Source organism: Bradyrhizobium sp. ERR14 (genome assembly GCF_014198235.1).
In the GTDB taxonomy this organism is placed as follows: domain Bacteria; phylum Pseudomonadota; class Alphaproteobacteria; order Rhizobiales; family Xanthobacteraceae; genus Bradyrhizobium.
Genome location: NZ_JACIHD010000002.1, coordinates 105,549 through 122,105 on the forward strand (window position 1 = coordinate 105,549; position 16,557 = coordinate 122,105).

14 protein-coding genes are annotated in these 16,557 nt (G+C 64.5%); 9 read left to right on the plus strand and 5 right to left on the minus strand.

The window, feature by feature from the left end; translation table 11 throughout:
• Positions 1 to 44: 44 nt before the first annotated feature.
• Together GGD62_RS06840 and GGD62_RS06845 are read right to left on the minus strand one after the other, a co-directional pair.
• Entirely contained in the window at positions 45 to 1,298 is a 1,254-nt protein-coding gene (locus GGD62_RS06840; RefSeq protein WP_179737547.1) for an ABC transporter substrate-binding protein, read from the minus strand.
• Positions 1,299 to 1,361: 63 nt separating this feature from the next.
• The gene (locus GGD62_RS06845) at positions 1,362 to 2,381 is read right to left on the minus strand and encodes an ABC transporter ATP-binding protein (protein ID WP_179737419.1); all 1,020 of its coding nucleotides are present in this window, start codon (positions 2,379 to 2,381) and stop codon (positions 1,362 to 1,364) included.
• 174 nt (positions 2,382 to 2,555) lie between these two features.
• Between GGD62_RS06845 and GGD62_RS06850 the strand changes: the two genes are divergently transcribed.
• The 9 genes from GGD62_RS06850 to GGD62_RS06890 all read left to right on the plus strand — a co-directional run bounded on the left by GGD62_RS06850 (position 2,556) and on the right by GGD62_RS06890 (position 13,029).
• Positions 2,556 to 3,407, plus strand: coding sequence for a DeoR/GlpR family DNA-binding transcription regulator (locus tag GGD62_RS06850; RefSeq protein WP_246784203.1), 852 nt, complete (start codon positions 2,556 to 2,558; stop codon positions 3,405 to 3,407).
• 182 nt (positions 3,408 to 3,589) lie between these two features.
• Complete coding sequence (locus tag GGD62_RS06855; RefSeq protein WP_179737417.1) at positions 3,590 to 4,984, plus strand: sugar ABC transporter substrate-binding protein; 1,395 nt, start codon at positions 3,590 to 3,592, stop codon at positions 4,982 to 4,984.
• A gap of 2 nt (positions 4,985 to 4,986) precedes the next feature.
• Positions 4,987 to 5,922 (plus strand): carbohydrate ABC transporter permease, encoded by a 936-nt coding sequence (locus GGD62_RS06860; RefSeq protein ID WP_179737415.1) that lies wholly within the window; start codon positions 4,987 to 4,989, stop codon positions 5,920 to 5,922.
• Entirely contained in the window at positions 5,919 to 6,758 is an 840-nt protein-coding gene (locus tag GGD62_RS06865) for a carbohydrate ABC transporter permease (protein ID WP_179737412.1), read from the plus strand. Before GGD62_RS06860 ends, GGD62_RS06865 begins: the two co-directional genes overlap by 4 nt.
• The gene (locus tag GGD62_RS06870) at positions 6,755 to 7,807 is read left to right on the plus strand and encodes an ABC transporter ATP-binding protein (protein WP_179737410.1); all 1,053 of its coding nucleotides are present in this window, start codon (positions 6,755 to 6,757) and stop codon (positions 7,805 to 7,807) included. The genes GGD62_RS06865 and GGD62_RS06870 overlap by 4 nt, the downstream gene beginning before the upstream one ends.
• A 4-nt stretch (positions 7,808 to 7,811) precedes the next feature.
• The gene (locus GGD62_RS06875) at positions 7,812 to 8,585 is read left to right on the plus strand and encodes a GntR family transcriptional regulator (RefSeq protein WP_179737408.1); all 774 of its coding nucleotides are present in this window, start codon (positions 7,812 to 7,814) and stop codon (positions 8,583 to 8,585) included.
• Positions 8,586 to 8,615: 30 nt separating this feature from the next.
• Positions 8,616 to 10,259: an arylsulfatase gene (locus GGD62_RS06880; RefSeq protein WP_179737406.1), complete on the plus strand. Its 1,644-nt coding sequence runs from the start codon at positions 8,616 to 8,618 to the stop codon at positions 10,257 to 10,259.
• 3 nt (positions 10,260 to 10,262) lie between these two features.
• Entirely contained in the window at positions 10,263 to 11,237 is a 975-nt protein-coding gene (locus GGD62_RS06885) for a formylglycine-generating enzyme family protein (RefSeq protein ID WP_179737404.1), read from the plus strand.
• Position 11,238: 1 nt separating this feature from the next.
• Positions 11,239 to 13,029 (plus strand): chloride channel protein, encoded by a 1,791-nt coding sequence (locus GGD62_RS06890; protein ID WP_183707698.1) that lies wholly within the window; start codon positions 11,239 to 11,241, stop codon positions 13,027 to 13,029.
• A 5-nt stretch (positions 13,030 to 13,034) separates the two neighbouring features.
• Here GGD62_RS06890 and GGD62_RS06895 read toward each other — a convergent pair whose 3' ends face one another.
• From GGD62_RS06895 to GGD62_RS06905, 3 genes are read right to left on the minus strand one after another with little or no spacing between them, the layout of a single operon-like run.
• Positions 13,035 to 13,757, minus strand: coding sequence for a GntR family transcriptional regulator (locus GGD62_RS06895; RefSeq protein ID WP_092258906.1), 723 nt, complete (start codon positions 13,755 to 13,757; stop codon positions 13,035 to 13,037).
• Positions 13,758 to 13,785: 28 nt separating this feature from the next.
• Complete coding sequence (locus tag GGD62_RS06900; RefSeq protein ID WP_179737400.1) at positions 13,786 to 15,381, minus strand: GMC family oxidoreductase; 1,596 nt, start codon at positions 15,379 to 15,381, stop codon at positions 13,786 to 13,788.
• Complete coding sequence (locus GGD62_RS06905) at positions 15,381 to 16,508, minus strand: mandelate racemase/muconate lactonizing enzyme family protein (RefSeq protein WP_183707700.1); 1,128 nt, start codon at positions 16,506 to 16,508, stop codon at positions 15,381 to 15,383. Before GGD62_RS06905 ends, GGD62_RS06900 begins: the two co-directional genes overlap by 1 nt.
• Between the last annotated feature and the right edge of the window lie 49 nt (positions 16,509 to 16,557).

Sequence of the window (16,557 nt, forward strand, 5' to 3'; positions counted from 1 at the left end):
GAATGGCGGCGAACCGCCACCCCGCCATGTCCCTTACTTTGCGCTTACTTGGCGGCGCGCAGCACGCGGTCGGATTGCGCCTGCGCTGCGGCCAGCGCTTCCTGCGGCTTCTGCGAGCCCGTGACCGCAGCCTGCACGGCATCGTTCACGAACTTGTAGATGCGACCGTTCTCGTGGACGGAGAGCTCCGGCACGGCATGCTCGAGCTGATCGCGCGCGACGGTCGCCTGCGGAAAGCCCTTGGCGTAGTCTTCCATCGCCTTGGTCTTGTAGGCGGCCGGCGACACCGCGACGTAGCCGGTCTTCATGCTCCATTCCGCCGCACGCTCGGGCGCCGTCATCCACTGGATGAACTTGACGGCGGCCTTCTGCTGCTCGGCCGAAGCGCTCTTGAAGATGTAGAAGCTGCCGCCGCCGGTCGGCGATCCCCGCCGCTCCTTGGCCGGCAGCATGGCCACGCCGAACTGGAATTTCGCGGCGTCCTTGACCGCCGTGAGGTTGCCCGTCGTGTGCCACATCATCGCCGTCTTGCCTTCGAGGAAGTCGGTGCGGAGCGTCGCCCAGTCGATGCTGCCGGTCGGCATGACGTTGCGCTTGCGCGACAGGTCGACCCAGTAGTCGAGAGCGCCGACCGTCTTCGGCGCGGTGAGATACACCTCGGTGCCGGCCTCGTTCATCATCTTCTGGCCGTTCTCAATGGCGAGCGCCTGCAGCATCCAGTAGCCGTAGCCGGTCGTCGGGATCTCGACGCCCCAACGCGTCGTGTTGGCGCCGTCCTTCCTGACCAGCTTCTTCGACATCTCGACCATTTCGTCCCAGGACGCCGGCGCCTTCTCGGGATCGAGGCCGGCTTCCTTGAAGGCGTCCTTGTTCCAGTACAGCACGATGGTCGAACGCTGGAACGGGATGCTCCAGGTCTTGCCGTCCACCTGGCCGTTGGCCATGAACGCGGGATAGAATTCCTTGAACCAGGCCTTGTCGCCGACGAGGTCATCAAACGGAACGATGGCGTTCTCGTCCATCAGGGTGAAGACGTCGGTCGACAGCAGGACCGACAGTTGCGGCGGCTGTCCGCCCTTCATGGCGGTCATCGCCTTGGTCATCGTGTCCGTGTAGTTGCCGGCATAGACTGCCGTTACCTTGACGTCCGGATTGTCCTTCTCGAAACGTGAGACCATGTCGTCGATGATCTTGGTGACGGGACCGCCGACCGCGACCGGATAGTACATGGTCAGATCCACCGCGGCAGAGGGACGTGCTCCCATCGAGAGCACGGCAAGTGCGGCCGCCATCAGCATCGTTCGTCGCGCAAACATCTCTCTCTCCCTCTGTGATCCGCCGAGCGCCTGAAACCACCGCTGCTATCCAGCGGAGGTCGCCAGCCGGCCCTCCCTGGCTGAAGTTTCCCATCGGCATTCCGTAGCCGGATCGAACCGATGCTCGTGACCGGCCTCCCAGGCGAGCCGAACATCCTCGCCGGGCTGAACCTTGCTAAACCCGTCGAGCCGCACCGAGATCGGCTGACCGTCGATGTCGCACAGCACGATGCTGTCGGCTCCGAGATGCTCGACGGCCTTGACCCGCGCCGCATGATCGCCACCGGACACGATGCGAATGTGCTCCGGCCGGATGCCGATCAGATGATCGCCCTGACGCACCAGGTTCATCGGCGGTGTGCCGATGAAACGCGCCGTAAACGCCGTCGCCGGCCTGTTGTAGAGCTCTTCCGGCGAGCCGTTCTGCTCGATACGGCCATCGCGCATCAGGACGACGCGGTCCGCCATCGTCATGGCTTCGGTCTGATCGTGGGTCACGTAGACCATCGTCATGCCAAGGCGCTGCTGCAACGCGCGGATTTCCGTTCGCATCTCGTGCCGCAGCTTGGCGTCCAGGTTGGACAGCGGCTCGTCCATGAGACAGACCCGCGCCTCGGCGATGATGGCGCGTCCCAGCGCGACGCGCTGGCGCTGCCCTCCCGACAATTGCGACGGCTTGCGATCGAGCAGATGCGCAAGACCAACGATGTCGGCGACGCGACGAAGCCGGGCGTCGCGTTCGGCGCGCGACACCCGCCGCACGCGCAGGCCGAAAATGATGTTCTCGGCCACGCTCAAATGCGGGAACAGCGCATAGGACTGGAAGACCATGGAGATCTTCCGGTCCGCCGGCGACAGGCGGGTCACGTCCACGCCGCCGATGGCGATCGTGCCGGCATCGGCCTCCTCGAGCCCGGCGATCAGCCGCAATGTGGTCGACTTGCCGCAGCCGGACGGCCCCAGCAGCACCAGCAGCGAGCCCTCGTCCGCCGTCAGACTGATGTCATCGACGGCGCGCATCGCGCCCCACGACTTGGAGACATGATTCAGCGTAATCGCCGACATGGCCGGTTCGCTCTCAGCATGATGCAGCTACGCCGATGGCGGCTCGCTCCAACGGAGCAGCACAGTGCCGGTCAAAGACCAGTACATGCGTCCTCCCTCGAGCCACGCTCATTCATCGGCGTAGCAACTATTATGTTCATATGAACATAGTGTGACACCATATGAAACAGAAAATTGCCTCTTGCCCCTTCAAATGATATTTTTGTCGCGAACGGAGGGCTCATGGCCAGGAGCGCCAGAACACGTCAGGTCCACATACTGGAGATCGTGCGCGAGCAAGGCTTCGCTTCCATCGAGCAGCTTGCGGCGCGTTTCGAAGTGACCCAGCAGACTATCCGCCGCCTTGTGAATGCGCTCTGCGACCAGGGATTGCTTCGCCGCGTGCATGGTGGGGTCAGCCTCCCCGTCCAGAATCAGAACCTCGCCTACAGCAGCAGGCACAGGCTGAACGCCGAAGCCAAGCGGCGGATCGCGCTTGCGACCGCCAAACTCATTCCCGACGGGACGTCGCTGATGATCGGGCTCGGCACGACCCCCGAATATGTCGCGCAGGCACTTTCCCGCCGACGGGATCTGCGGGTAATCACCAACAGCCTGAACGTGGCCGCAGCCTTCTCGCACAATCCGGACGTGGAGATCACCATCGCCGGCGGCACGCTGCGGCCGCTCGACCGCGACATCATCGGCGAGGCCGCCGTGCATTTCTTCTCTGGATTTCGCGCCGACTTCGGAATCTTCGGCGTCGGCGGCGTCGATGCAGACGGCTCGCTGCTCGACTTCCATGTCGATGAAGTCAAGGCACGCCAATCCATCGCCGCCAATTCACGAACGTCCGTGCTCGTGGCCGACATCACCAAATTCGGGCGCAATGCGACGGTTCGCGGCGGCCACCTCGACGAGTGCCACCATCTCGTTATCGACGACCGATTGCCGGCAGCGTTCGAGCTGAGCGCACAACGATATAGCGGCCAGATCCATACGGCCGGCGACGCTCGCGCAGATTTCGAGCTCCTCGGCGACATCTAGCCGACACTGCATCTGATCGCCGCTCGGCCCGATCGCGCCTCCCGGAGGCGAGATCCGCGGTCGTTCCCGGCCCGCGTCAAACGGCCGGAGAACACCCAATTTGTCGCGGTTGACTTGTTATAACATTTAGGAAAATGTCCTAACTAACCGGAAGTATAAATCCGGATTTTCGGGAGGACAGCATGACGTCATTCAAGCCGACGCGACGAACGCTACTCAAGACCGGAACCGTCGCCGCCGCTTTCGCGACACTTGGCCCGGCCTTTCTCCGGCAAGCTGCCGCGCAGGACGCCAACCTCGCGCCCTACAAATCCGCTCAGATCGACTGGCAGCAGGTTTCCGGCGAGACCATCACGGTCGCCGTGATCCCGGCGAGCTATTTCGAAAACCTCATTGCACTGGCGCCGCAGTTCAAGGCGCTCACCGGCATCGACGTCCGCTTCGAGAAGATCCCGCCGGCGCAGATCCGGCAGAAGAGCGTCATCGACCTGACCTCGAAGACGGGCACCTACGCAACCCACGCTGCCGATCCCATGTATTACGCGCTCTATGCCGCGAACAAATGGGTCGAGCCGCTCGACACTTACCTCGCCGACAAATCGCTGACCGATCCGGCCTGGTTCAAGCTCGACGACATCATTCCGGCCTGGCGCAGCGCCAACGGCATCGACGGCAAGCTCTACGGCATGCCCTATGACGGTGAAGTCACCATTCAGGTCTATCGCAAGGACCTCTATGACGCGAAAGGCCTGAAGCCGGCCGACACGCTAGAAGCCTACATGTCCAATGCCGCGGCGCTGAACACGCCGAACGATCGCGTCTGGGGGGCTGCGCTGCGCGGCGTCGCCGGTGCCGGCCAGAACATGTACATCTATCCGTCGATCTTCCGCGAGTTCGGCGGCGACTGGATGAAGGGCGGCAAGCTCACCGTCAATGGCCCCGAGGCCGAGGCGGCGCTCGCCTGGTACGTCGACATCATGAAGAAGTACGCGCCGACGGCAGCCGCCAACTGGAATTGGCCGGATATCGCCGACGCCTTCTCGCAAGGCACCGTCGCCAGCTACATCGACGCGCATTCGTCGGCTTCGGTCATCAACAATCCTGAGAAGTCCAAGGTGATCGGCAAGGTCGCCTATGCCCGCTGGCCCAAGGGGCCCTCGGGCAAGCGCACCACGTCGATCTGGAACTGGGGCTTTCCGATCAATTCCGCGCTGCCGGAGAAGAAGCGGAAAGCGACCTGGCTGTTCATCCAGTGGGCCGCGAGCGCCGAGACCCAGGCGCGCACCGCGCATAAGTTCGCCGGTCCCACCAAGCGCTCGGGTGTCAACCGCACCTCGGTGTGGAAGGATCCCGACTACATCAAGCTGATGAATGGCTTTGGCGAGAACTTCGTCGAGGCCACGATGGGCGCCCTGCAGGACGACACCGACGTCGACTGGCGTCCGCGCGTGCCGCAATGGCCGGCGATCGGCGACACCATGGCGACCGCGATTCAGTCGGCCCTCTCCGGCCAGGCCTCGATCAAGGCCGCACTGGACGATGCGCAGCGCCGCATCGAACCCATGATGCGCGGGTGAGCATGGCGACGACAGCGGTGACATCGGCCGGGATCGCGAGCGAGGCGCCTCGCAGCGATTTCGGACGCGTCCTGGCGCAGCGCGAGCGCCGGTTTGCAGCGGCCCTGCTTGCACCGGCGTTTCTTGCACTGCTCGCCACGACGACGTTTCCGCTGCTCTTCCTGGTCTATACCAGTGCATTCCGGATGGATCTGGCGATGCCGTTCACCAACGGCTTCGTCGGATACGAGAACTATCAGGTTCTGCTCTCCGACGAGCGCTTCTGGACCTCGCTGCTGGTGAGCCTCGTCTATACCGGCTCGACCGTCGCGCTGCAGGTCATCATCGGCCTCGCGCTCGCCTTGCTGGTCATGGACATGAAGCGCGGCCAGGGCTGGTTCAGGGTCATCGCCATCCTGCCCGTGGTCCTTTCCCCGGCCGTGGTCGGCATGATCTGGCGTACCTTCATGCTGGCGCCGGAATTCGGCATCGTCGACTTCCTCGCGATAAATGCAGGGGTCGGCAGCAAGAACTGGCTCGGCGATCCCATGCTTGCGATGGTCTCGGTGATCGCGATCCACACTTGGCAGTGGACGCCGTTCGCGTTCATGGTGCTGCTGGCCTCGCTGGCCTCCTTGCCCGAGGACATCTACGAGGCCGCGCGGCTCGACCGCGCCTCGGCCTGGCAGCGCTTCCGCCGCATCACCCTGCCCTTGCTGCGCCCGGCGATCGTGATGGTCATCATCATGCGGACCATGGTGGCGCTGACCGCGTTCGCAGCGATCTTCACCGTCACCGCCGGCGGCCCCGGCACCGCGACCGAGATCCTCAACCTCTATGCCTATCGGAAATCCTTCACCGAGCTGTCGATCGGCTACGGTTCGGCGCTCGCGGTCGCGCTCCTGGTCGTGACCATCATCATCTCCGGCATCCTGTTCGCGATCCGGAGGGCGAAATGACCGCCAAGCGCCTCCGCATCATTGCCCTGCTCGCGATCTCCACAGTCTTCCTGCTCGCCTGGGCGTTTCCGATCGTCTGGAGCGTCATGAATTCGCTCAAGACCGATTCGGACGTGCTGGCCTATCCGCCCAAGCTGGTGTTCACGCCGACGTGGGAAGCCTATCGCGACGTATTGTTCGGCTCGGGATCACTCCTGCCGAACCTGCTTTCCAGCGTCATCATCTCCGTCGGCACCACCGTGGTCACCATGCTGATGGCGGTGCCCGCGGCCTATGCGCTGGCGCGCCTGCGCTTTCGCGGCAAGAAGTTCGCGGGCTTCTACGTGCTGGCCACGCAGATGCTGCCGCCGGTCGGCATCATCATCCCGTACTTCCTGGTGTTGCGGAACATCGGCTGGATCGACACCTATCAGGGCATCATCCTGATCTATCTGTCGTTCTCCCTGCCCTTCGCGATCTGGCTGCTGGTCTCCTATTTCGAGGACATTCCTTTCGAGATGGAGGAAGCCGCCTATCTCGATGGCGCCAGCCGGTTGAAGACATTGTGGCGGATCATCATTCCGCAGGTCCGTGGCGGCATCGCCGTGACGGTCGTGTTCGTGTTTCTAAATGCGTGGAACGAATTCTTGTTCGCCGTCGTACTCAGCGGCAACACGGTGCGCCCGGTCACGGTCGCCATGTTCAATTTCGTCTCCGTCGAGCAGACGCTGTGGGCCAAGCTCGCCGCGGTCTCGGTTCTCGCCATGCTGCCTGTCGTCGTCCTCGGCGTGGTCGCGCAGAAGCATATCGTGAAGGGCCTGACGGTCGGTGCAGTCAAGGGCGGAGGACGCCGATGAGCGGCCAGGGTCAGGTCAGTTTTCGCAACATCGTCAAGATGCACGGCGAGTTCGCCGCGCTGAAGGGCGTCAATTTCGACATCAAGCCCGGCGAGTTCTTTGCCCTGCTCGGTCCGTCCGGCTCGGGCAAGAGCACGACGCTGCGCATCCTCGCAGGCCTCGATGCGCCGACCGCCGGCCGCGTGCTGATCGACGACCAGGACGTCACCTCGACCGATGCGCGGGACCGCGACATCGCCATGGTATTCCAGAGCTACGCGCTCTACCCGCACATGACGGTGGCCGAGAACATCGCCTTCCCGCTGGAGATGGCCAAGCTGCCGAAGGCCGAGATCACGCCCGCCGTGAAGGATGCGGCGCGCAAGGTGAAGATCGACCATTTGCTCGATCGCAAGCCGGGCCAGCTCTCGGGCGGCCAGCAGCAGCGCTGTGCGCTGGCCCGCGCCATCGTGCGCAAAGCTCGCCTGTTTCTGCTCGACGAGCCGCTCTCGAACCTCGATGCAAAGCTGCGGCTGGAAACCCGCGCCGAGTTGAAGAAGCTGCAGCGCTCGCTCGGCGTCACCGCGGTCTACGTCACCCACGACCAGGAAGAGGCCATGACGCTTGCGGACCGCATGGCGGTGTTTATGTCAGGCCAGATCCAGCAGGTCGGCACGCCCGCAGAGGTGTTCGCCCGCCCGAACTCGATCGACATTGCCGGCTTCATCGGCAATCCCCCGATGAACCTCGTTCCCGCCCGCTACGTGGACGGCGACGTCATCATCGCCGGCCATCGCCTCAAGACGACGGCCACGACCCGAGGTGAGCGCGATGTGGTGGTTGGACTTCGGCCCGGCGCCCTGCGCATGGCGGTGGGTGGCCTCGGTGCCCGCGTCGATCTGATCGAGGATCTCGGCGATACCGCCGTGCTCGACCTCGACTGCGCCGGCACGATGATCCGCATGCGCGTCGCCGACGGCAACATTCCCGGCGAGGGCGACACGATCTCGATCACGGCCCGACCGCAAGACATTCATCTGTTCGATCCAGCAACACGCATGCGGCTCTGACACCATGGCTATTCAAACACGCAAGAAGAAGCCCGCGCCGCTCGGCAGCGATGTCGTTGCGGAAGGCTCGATGCCCCTGCATATCCAGATCCGTGAATCCATTCGCAGCCAGGTGCGCGACGGCAAGTTGATCGACGGGACCGGCCGCCTGATGACCGAGGCCGAACTCGGCCGCCATTTCGGCGTCAGCCGCATCACCATCCGCAACGCTATAGCCCCCCTCGTGAACGAAGGCATGTTCGACCGCTCGCGCGGCCGCGGCACCTTCCTGCGCTCGAACCAGCCCGAGAACTGGGTCGGCCACCTAATGGGCTTCTCGGAAACCATCCGCGACGCCGGCTACCAGGCCGGCGCCACGATCCTGCAGCAGGGCATGACCAACCGGCACGATGCCGCCGTTCGCGAGCAGCTGCGCGAGCGTGCCGTCTGGCAGCTCCGGCGCTTGCGGCTCGCGGACGACACGCCGATCGCCATCGAGCACGCCTTCTATCCCCCGGATATCGGTCTCGAGCTCGAGAAGCGCGATCTGGTCTCGATCATCATGTACCGCGTCTTCGAGGACGAGCTTGGTCTCGCCATCAAGGACGCCCAGCAGACCATCAGCGCCGACCTCGCCGACGCCGGCAGCGCCAAGCTGCTGGGGGTCAAGGTCGGCTCGCCCCTGCTCTCCATCGAGCGCGTCACCTTCGGCAAGGACGGACGGGCGCTCGAGCTGCTGCGCGCCGTGTACTTGCCGAAATATTTCCGCCTCAGCATCAGCCTGACGCGCCGCCACTAACCGCCACACGTCAATCACGAGGACAAGAACATGCCGAATGGCGCAAAGACCCCTGACACCCCCAACATCCTGCTCATCCTCAACGACGACATGGGCTTCTCCGACATCGGCTGTTACGGCGGCGAGATCCAGACACCGAACCTCGATCACCTCGCGGCCAATGGCTTGCGCTATTCGCAGTTCTACAACACCGCCCGCTGCAGCCCTTCACGCGCCTCGCTGCTCACCGGCCTGCATCCGCACCAGACCGGCATCGGCATCCTCACCTACAGCAACGGCCCGGAAGGCTATTCCGGCAATCTCAACAAGAGCTGCGTGACAATCGCCGAAGCCCTGAAGAGCAAGAACTACACGTCCTACCTCAGCGGCAAATGGCACATCGCCAGCAGCCTGACGGAGCCGACCGACGCATGGCCGATGCAGCGCGGCTTCGACCACTTCTACGGCACCATCATCGGCGCCGGCTCCTTTTACCATCCCAACACGCTCACCCGCGGCAACGACAATATCGAGCACGAGGCGGTGAAGGATCCCTCGTTCTTCTACACCGATGCGATCAGCGATCAGGCTGCCGCCTTCATCCGCCAGCACAAGGCGCAGAAGCCCGACGCGCCATTCTTCCAGTACGTCGCCTATACGGCGCCGCATTGGCCGCTTCATGCCCGTGACGAGGACATCGCCAAGTACAAGGGCCGCTTCGATGCGGGCTGGGACCGGCTGCGCGAGGAGCGTCTCAAGCGCCTCGTCGACGACGGCATCATCCATCCGAACTGGCGCCTGACCGATCGCGATCCGACCCAACCGCCGTGGACCGACGCGGAGCAGCGCGAATGGACGCTGCGCTGCATGGAGGTCTACGCGGCCCAGATCGACCGCATGGACCAGGGCATCGGCCGCATCCTGAAGGCGCTGGACGAGACCGGCCAGATGGACAACACGCTGATCATCTTCCTCTCCGACAACGGCGCCTGCGCCGAGGACATTCCGGAAGGTGTCACGGCAGAGGAGCTGGTTGACCAGCTCATGATCGCGCAGGCGAAGACGCGCGACGGCAGACCGGTGCGCTTCGGCAATGACCCGACCCTGATGCCCGGCGACGAGGACACCTACCAGAGCTACGGCACCGCCTGGGCCAACCTCTCCAACACGCCGTTCCGTCTCTACAAGCACTGGATCCACGAAGGCGGCATCGCAACCCCGTTCATAGTGCACTGGCCGCGCGGCATTTCCGAGAGAGGCGGCCTGCGGCACAATCCGAGCCAGCTCACCGACGTGATGGCAACCATTCTCGACGTCACCGGCGCCACCTATCCCAAGGAGTATAACGGCAACGCCATCCTGCCCTGCGAAGGCGAGAGCCTAGTGCCGTCATTCGCCTCGGCCTATGGCAATCGTGGCCCGCTGTTCTGGGAGCACGAGGGCAACGCGGCCGTTCGCGTCGGCAAGTGGAAGCTGGTGCGGAAGTATCCCGGCCCCTGGGAGCTCTACGACATGGAGACGGACCGCACCGAGATGAACGATCTCGCCGCGCAGCATCCGGATCGCGTCCGCGAGATGACGGCGCAGTATCAGCAATGGGCCAATCGCTGCGGCGTGATCCCGCGCGAGAAGATTCTGGAGTTGATGAAGGCGGAAGGCGGCACAGCCTTCTGGGAGGAAGAGAAGCAGAAATAGGACATGACCGGGGATCGCTCACACTGTTGCACCCAGCGCGCCGCCGGCAGCGGGCCGGCGATGGGCGAGGATGCGCAAGCGGCGATCACTCCCAGTTCAACTCCGATCCTGCGCCGCTGGAGCTCGCTGATCGGCGGAACCTTCCACATGGGATCCGCCGGTATCGGCTTCGTCGAGGACGGCGAAGGCCCGATACGGCTGGTGACGTTGTCGCTGTTTGCCATTGCCTGCCACACCGTGAGCAATCTGCAATTCGGCGACTTCGTCCGGGCCACGGGCTACACGACGGATGCCGAACGCTACGGCTGGAGCTTTGTCTTCGACGGGCTGTTGCCGGAAGAGACACGTGCGGCCCGCACGACGCGCGTTCAGGAAACGCCATGGTGGGTCCCGGTGACGCGCGCCTATTGGGCGCAGCCGGAAGGACCTGCGAGCAGCATCCTGGACAGGCTCGATCATCCCGTCGTCCACGTCTCCTGGAACGACGCACAGGCCTATTGCCGATGGTCCGGCACGCGCATGCCGACCGAGGCGGAATGGGAGATGGCTGCGCGCGGCGGACTGGACCGGGCCACCTACCCCTGGGGCGACGAGCTGAAGCCCGGGGGCGAGCATCGCTGCAATATCTGGCAGGGCAACTTTCCCGACCGCAATACTGTCGATGATGGCTATTTTGGTACGGCGCCGGTTCACAGTTTCATGCCCAACGGACATGGCCTGCACAATGTCGCCGGAAACGTCTGGGAATGGTGCGAAGACTATTTTTCCCCGAGCTATCACCGCCTCACGCCATCGCGAGATCCCTTGAACCGCGAGCCTGCTCCCAACCGGTCGATGCGCGGCGGATCCTTCCTCTGCCACGAATCCTACTGCAATCGCTACCGCGTCGCGGCGCGAAGCTCCAACACGCCCGACTCCGCGTCCAGCAATATCGGCTTCCGCGTCGTGCGCGCCGAATCGCTGCGGGATCCGGCCTAGGATGGCGCCGGCATCACATCCTGCGAAGCCGGCCGCGGCTCCCGGCATCCGCCTGCTGCCGTTGTTCCTGCGCAACTTCGTGCGCAATCGCGAGATCGGCCTTGTGCTGGTCGCGATCGTCGTCGGACTGCTCAGTGGCGTGCTGGTGGCTGCGATCTCGAGCCTCAGCCAGGTTTCTCACGCCCTGCTGTTCGACATTCCTTTCGATGCACATCTCAGCGCCACCGGCGTGATCTCCTGGCAGCGCACGCTGCTCGTGCCGATGATCGGCGGCCTGGTGCTCGCGCTGATCGGACTGTATTTCGCCCGGCGCGTGAAGGGACAGCAGCTCGCCGACGCAATCGAGGCCAATGCGCTCTATGGCGGCCGGGTGTCCTTTCGCGGCAGCCTGCTGATCTCGATCCAGACGCTGCTGTCCAACGGGTTCGGCGGATCGGTCGGTCTGGAGGCCGGCTATAACCAGATTTGCTCGATGTTCGGCTCCCATGTCGGCCAGCGCCTGGCTGCCCGTCGCAACGACATGCGGCTACTGGTGGCCTGCGGCGCCGCGGGGGCGATCAGCGCCGCGTTTTCCGCACCGCTCGCGGGCGCCTTCTACGCCTTCGAGGTCGTGCTCGGCGCCTATACGTCCGCCGGTCTCGTGCCGGTCATCGCCAGCGCCGTCACCGCATGGCTCGTCGCGCGGCAATTGACGCACCAGTCCTTCCTGATGGTGCCCGGCTTCCCCTCGCCGGTCTCCGTCGAGATGATCGGGCAAACCGTGCTGATCGGCATCATCTGCGCTTTCGTCAGCATCCTCGTGATGCTCGCCGTCGCATTCTCCGAGCGCTGCTTTCAGCGCATCACGGTGTTCAAGGGCTTCCTGCGCCCAATTCTCGGCGGCCTCCTCCTCGGCGGCCTCGCCTTGCTGACGCCCACTGTGCTCGGCGCCGGTCACGGCGCGATGCAGATCCTCCTGGTCAGCAATCCGACCTGGCTTCTGCTCACGACCACGATCGTGTTCAAGATCCTGGCCTCCGCTATCTCGCTCGACTCCGGCTTCCGCGGCGGCCTGTTCTTCGCCTCGCTGTTGCTGGGCGCGCTGATCGGGCAGCTCTACAGCATCGTGCTGACGGGCCCTCTTCCCACGCTGGCGCTTCAACCCGGCACGGCCGCCATCGCGGCGCTCGCTGCACTCGGGACGGGCGTCCTTGGCGCGCCGTTCAGCATGGTGTGTCTTGCGCTCGAGATCACCGGCGATTTCTCCGTCACCGTTGGGGCGGTGGTCGCGTCGTCGGTCTGCGCGCTGATCGTGCGCGAGCTGTTCGGCTACAGCTTCGCCACATGGCGCTTCCATCTGCGCGGCGAGGTGATCCGCGGCCCGCAAGACATCGGCTGGGTCCGGCAGATGAGCGCGGCTTCGCTGATGCGCACCGACTTCGAGAACGCGCTGACGACGATGCCGATCGGCGAGGCGCAAAAGCTGTTCTCGCCGGCACAAGTTCGCCAGATCGTGCTCCGCGATCCCAGCGGCATCTATGCGGGCATCGTGCCCGCCGCGACGCTGCATTCCGTCGCCAACCAGGACGACGAGCAGCTGGGGTCACTGGCCCAGCAACAGGATGAGTGCCTGCTCCCGACCACGCCGGTGCGCGAGATCCTGAAGGCCTTTGAACGCAGCGAGGCCGATGTGCTCGCGGTCGTCGATCGCACCGATCATCGCGCGACGATCGGCACCTTAAGCGAAGCCCACGTCCTGCGCACCTACGGGGAGGAGCTCGAGCGCCGGAACCAGGAACTGTTCTCGCGTTGAGAGGGCTAGGGCCGCAGATCCATGTCGATCCGCACGAAGTCGCCGCGATAGGTGACTTCGCCGAGATAGATCACGGTGCAGTCCGCGGTCGTGAAGATGCGGCGGACTTCTGCTACCGGCGAATTCAGCGGCACGCGCAGCAGCCGCGCGGCTTCGATGTCCGCGGCACCTATCGTCAGGGTCTGGCGCGCGCTGGCGATGGCGGGATCCCTGAGATCGTTCAGGATCGGAATCACGGTCTCGTTGCGAAAACGCTTCGGTGACCTGCGGAAGATCTTCTCGTCGAGATAGATGGAAATGACGCAATACGGCTGCTTCTCCCGCGAATGCAGCCGACGCATGAAGACATATTTTTCGGCCGGCTTGCCGTCGCCGGGAAGCAGCGGCGCATTGGTGCGGCTTTCCGAGATATTGATGATCTCGGGCGAAGTGTCGCGGTACATGTCGGCGAGATCGGATAGCGTCGTCTCGACCTTGAGCCAGCGATCCTGCCGCACGGTCCCTGTGACGAAGGTGCCGCGGCCCTGCTGTGCCTCGATCACGCCGTCGCGGGCGAGCAGCTCCACTGCCTGCCTGATCGTGACGCGCGACACGCCAAACTCGGCGGCCAGTTCCTCGTTGGCCGGCAGGCGAAACCCCTGGGTCCAGACGCCGCGTGCGATCCGCTGCCTGAAGATGTCGGCAATCTGCGCGTATTTGGGGACGTGACTATCGGAACTCAATTCCATCTCGCCCTCCGGAATTCAGGCCGCGCGATCAAGCCATGACCAGTGCGGCACCGCGTTCGCCAATCATCAGGCTGGTCGCATTCGTGTTCGCCGAGGTGATCTGCGGCATCACCGACGCGTCGATCACACGCAGCCGTTCGACGCCGCGCACGCGCAGCTGCGGATCGAGCACGGCCTGCGCATCCCGCCCCATGCGACAGGTCCCGACACAGTGAAACACCGTGCCACCAGTGTTGCGCGCAAAATTCCACAGTCCGGCATCATCCCTTGCTGCCTCACCCGGCACCATCTCGATATCCCAGAGCGGGCGAAAGGCCTTCTGCTGATAGATCTCGCGCAGAATCTTCAGACCTGCAACAATGGTCTTGCGGTCGATCTCCTCGGCAAAATAGTTTGGTACGATACGCGCCTGCTCGAACGGATCGGTCGAGCGGATCGCAAGCCGTCCGCGCGACTTTCCGTGGCATTGCCAGACCGAGGCGGTGAAGCCGGAATAGCTGTGCAACGGCTCGCCGGGCTTGTCGACCGAGAGCGGCATCACGTTGAACTGCACGTCCGGCCTTCCGCCGACTGCGTATTCCGTGCAGGCTGCGCCGCCCACCTGCCCCGCGCCGACCGTCAACGGACCGCTGCCCGCCAGCATCCACTGCAAGCCCATCCTGGCAAGCTCGATGGGATTGCGGACCTGATCGTTGAGCGAGATTCGCTCCTTGAGGCGGACGATCAGCCGGGCCTGATAGTGGTCCTGGAGATTGGCGCCGACGTCCGGAGAATCGGCAACGACGGGAACGCCAAGCTCGCGCAGCAAATCGGCCGGACCGACGCCGGAGAGCTGGAGGATCTGCGGCGACTGCAGCGCGCCGCCGGACAGGATGATCTCACGATCAGCCGTCGCGCTGTGAACCTGCCCCTTGCTGATCCACTCGACGCCGGTGGCGACGCGACCGTTGAAAACGACCCTGCTGACCTGCGCATGGGTGATGATGGTGAGATTGGGACGGCCGGCGACGGGACGCAGAAACGCAGAGGCCGAACTGGTCCGCCAGTGCCGCCCGATGCCGAGCTGGTAGGTGCCGACGCCCAGCGTCGTGGCGCCGTTGAAGTCGGGATTGCGCGGTAGGCCGAACTCTACACCCGCCTCGACCCAGGCCTTCGATGCCGGATTGTCGTTGCGAAGGTCCGAGACTTCGAACTCCCCGAGCCCGCCATGAAACTGGCTCTCGCCGCCGCGATAGCGCTCGTAGCGGCGGAAGTACGGCAGGAGTTCGCGATAGCTCCAGCCATCGGCGCCGAGGCGTTGCCAATCGTCAAAATCCTCGTGCTGGCCCCGGATGAAGATCAGACCGTTGATCGAGGACGAGCCGCCGAGCACGCGGCCCCGCGGCCAACCGATGGCACGACCGCCGCTTCCCTCCGAGGGCTCGGTCCTGAACAGGCGCGAGAATCGCTCGTTGTAGATGGTCCGGTAGTAGCCGACCGGAAGCTTCAGCCAGAAATTCCGATCCGATCCGCCGGCCTCCAGCAACAGCACGCGGCACGACGGATCGGCCGACAGCCGGTTGGCAACGACGCAGCCGGCCGAGCCCGCGCCGACGATGATGTAGTCGTAGCCGCGTGCTGGCATCAGATCGTCCGGTATTGTTCGATGGCGGCAAGATCGGGCGTGATGCCGAGACCTGCCTCGTCGCCGAGCGTGATCATGCCGTCGTGGACGTCGAGCACCGGACCGCAGAAGCGGTCGCGCAGCGGGTTTTCATTGCAGTCGACTTCGAGCAACCCGTCGCCGCCGACGCCGGCGAGAAGATGCGCTGATGCCAGAAGGCCGATGCCGGCGCCGAGATAGTGCGGGCAGAACATCTTTCCCGACGCAAGGATATCGCGCGCGATGCTAGCGCAAGCCGACAGCCCGCCCCATTTGGCGATGTCCGGCTGGACGACACCGAGCACCGGCTCACGCAGCAGCTCGGCAAAGCCGGCATGGCTCGCGATGTTCTCGCCGGCCGCGAGCGGAAAGCGGTTGGCCTCGCGCAATTGCGCCCATTCCCGCCGGGGACGATCGGCGCGGATCGGCTCCTCGAGCCAGGCGAGACCGACGTGCTCCAGTTGCGGCGCGAGCTCCAATGCCTGCGCAATGGTCCAGCCCTGATTGACGTCGGCGGCCAGCAGACCTTCGCCCACAAGACGGCGCAGCGCGGCGAGATTGGCGCGGTCGGTTACCGGATCGAAGCCGATCTTCAGCTTCAACGCGCGGTAACCGCGGCCGAGCGCAGCTTCCGCCGTCCGCTCGGAGCCGACCGGGTTGATGCCGCTGGCGTAGACCTTGATCGTGCGCACCGCCCCGCCGAGCAGCTTCCACAGCGCAACCCTCTGACGGCGCGCGTGGAGATCCCAGACGGCGAGATCGATGCCGGCGATCGCCTGCGCAAACGGGCCGGTCTCGCCGGATTGCAGCGCAAGCACCCAGGTTCCCTTCGTCAGATGCTCGAACGCGGCGGACGGCTCGGAGGCGGTGAATCCGACCAGAGCTGGCGCAAGCACCTCGTTGACGAGCCGAACACGATGTTCGGCTCCCGGTGCTGGAAAATTGCACCACACTTCACCCCAGCCGATATTGCCATCGCCGTCCTCGACGCGGACGAAGACGGCCGGCCGATCCTTCATCCGCCCAAAGGATGTGATGACGGGCGCGGTCAGCGGGTAGCGATAGCCAAAGGCCTGGACGCTTGGGATGGTGAAAGACTGCGGTGTCATGCGGGAAAGCCTGCGACGCCTACCAAAGGCGCCACTTGTATGGTCATCC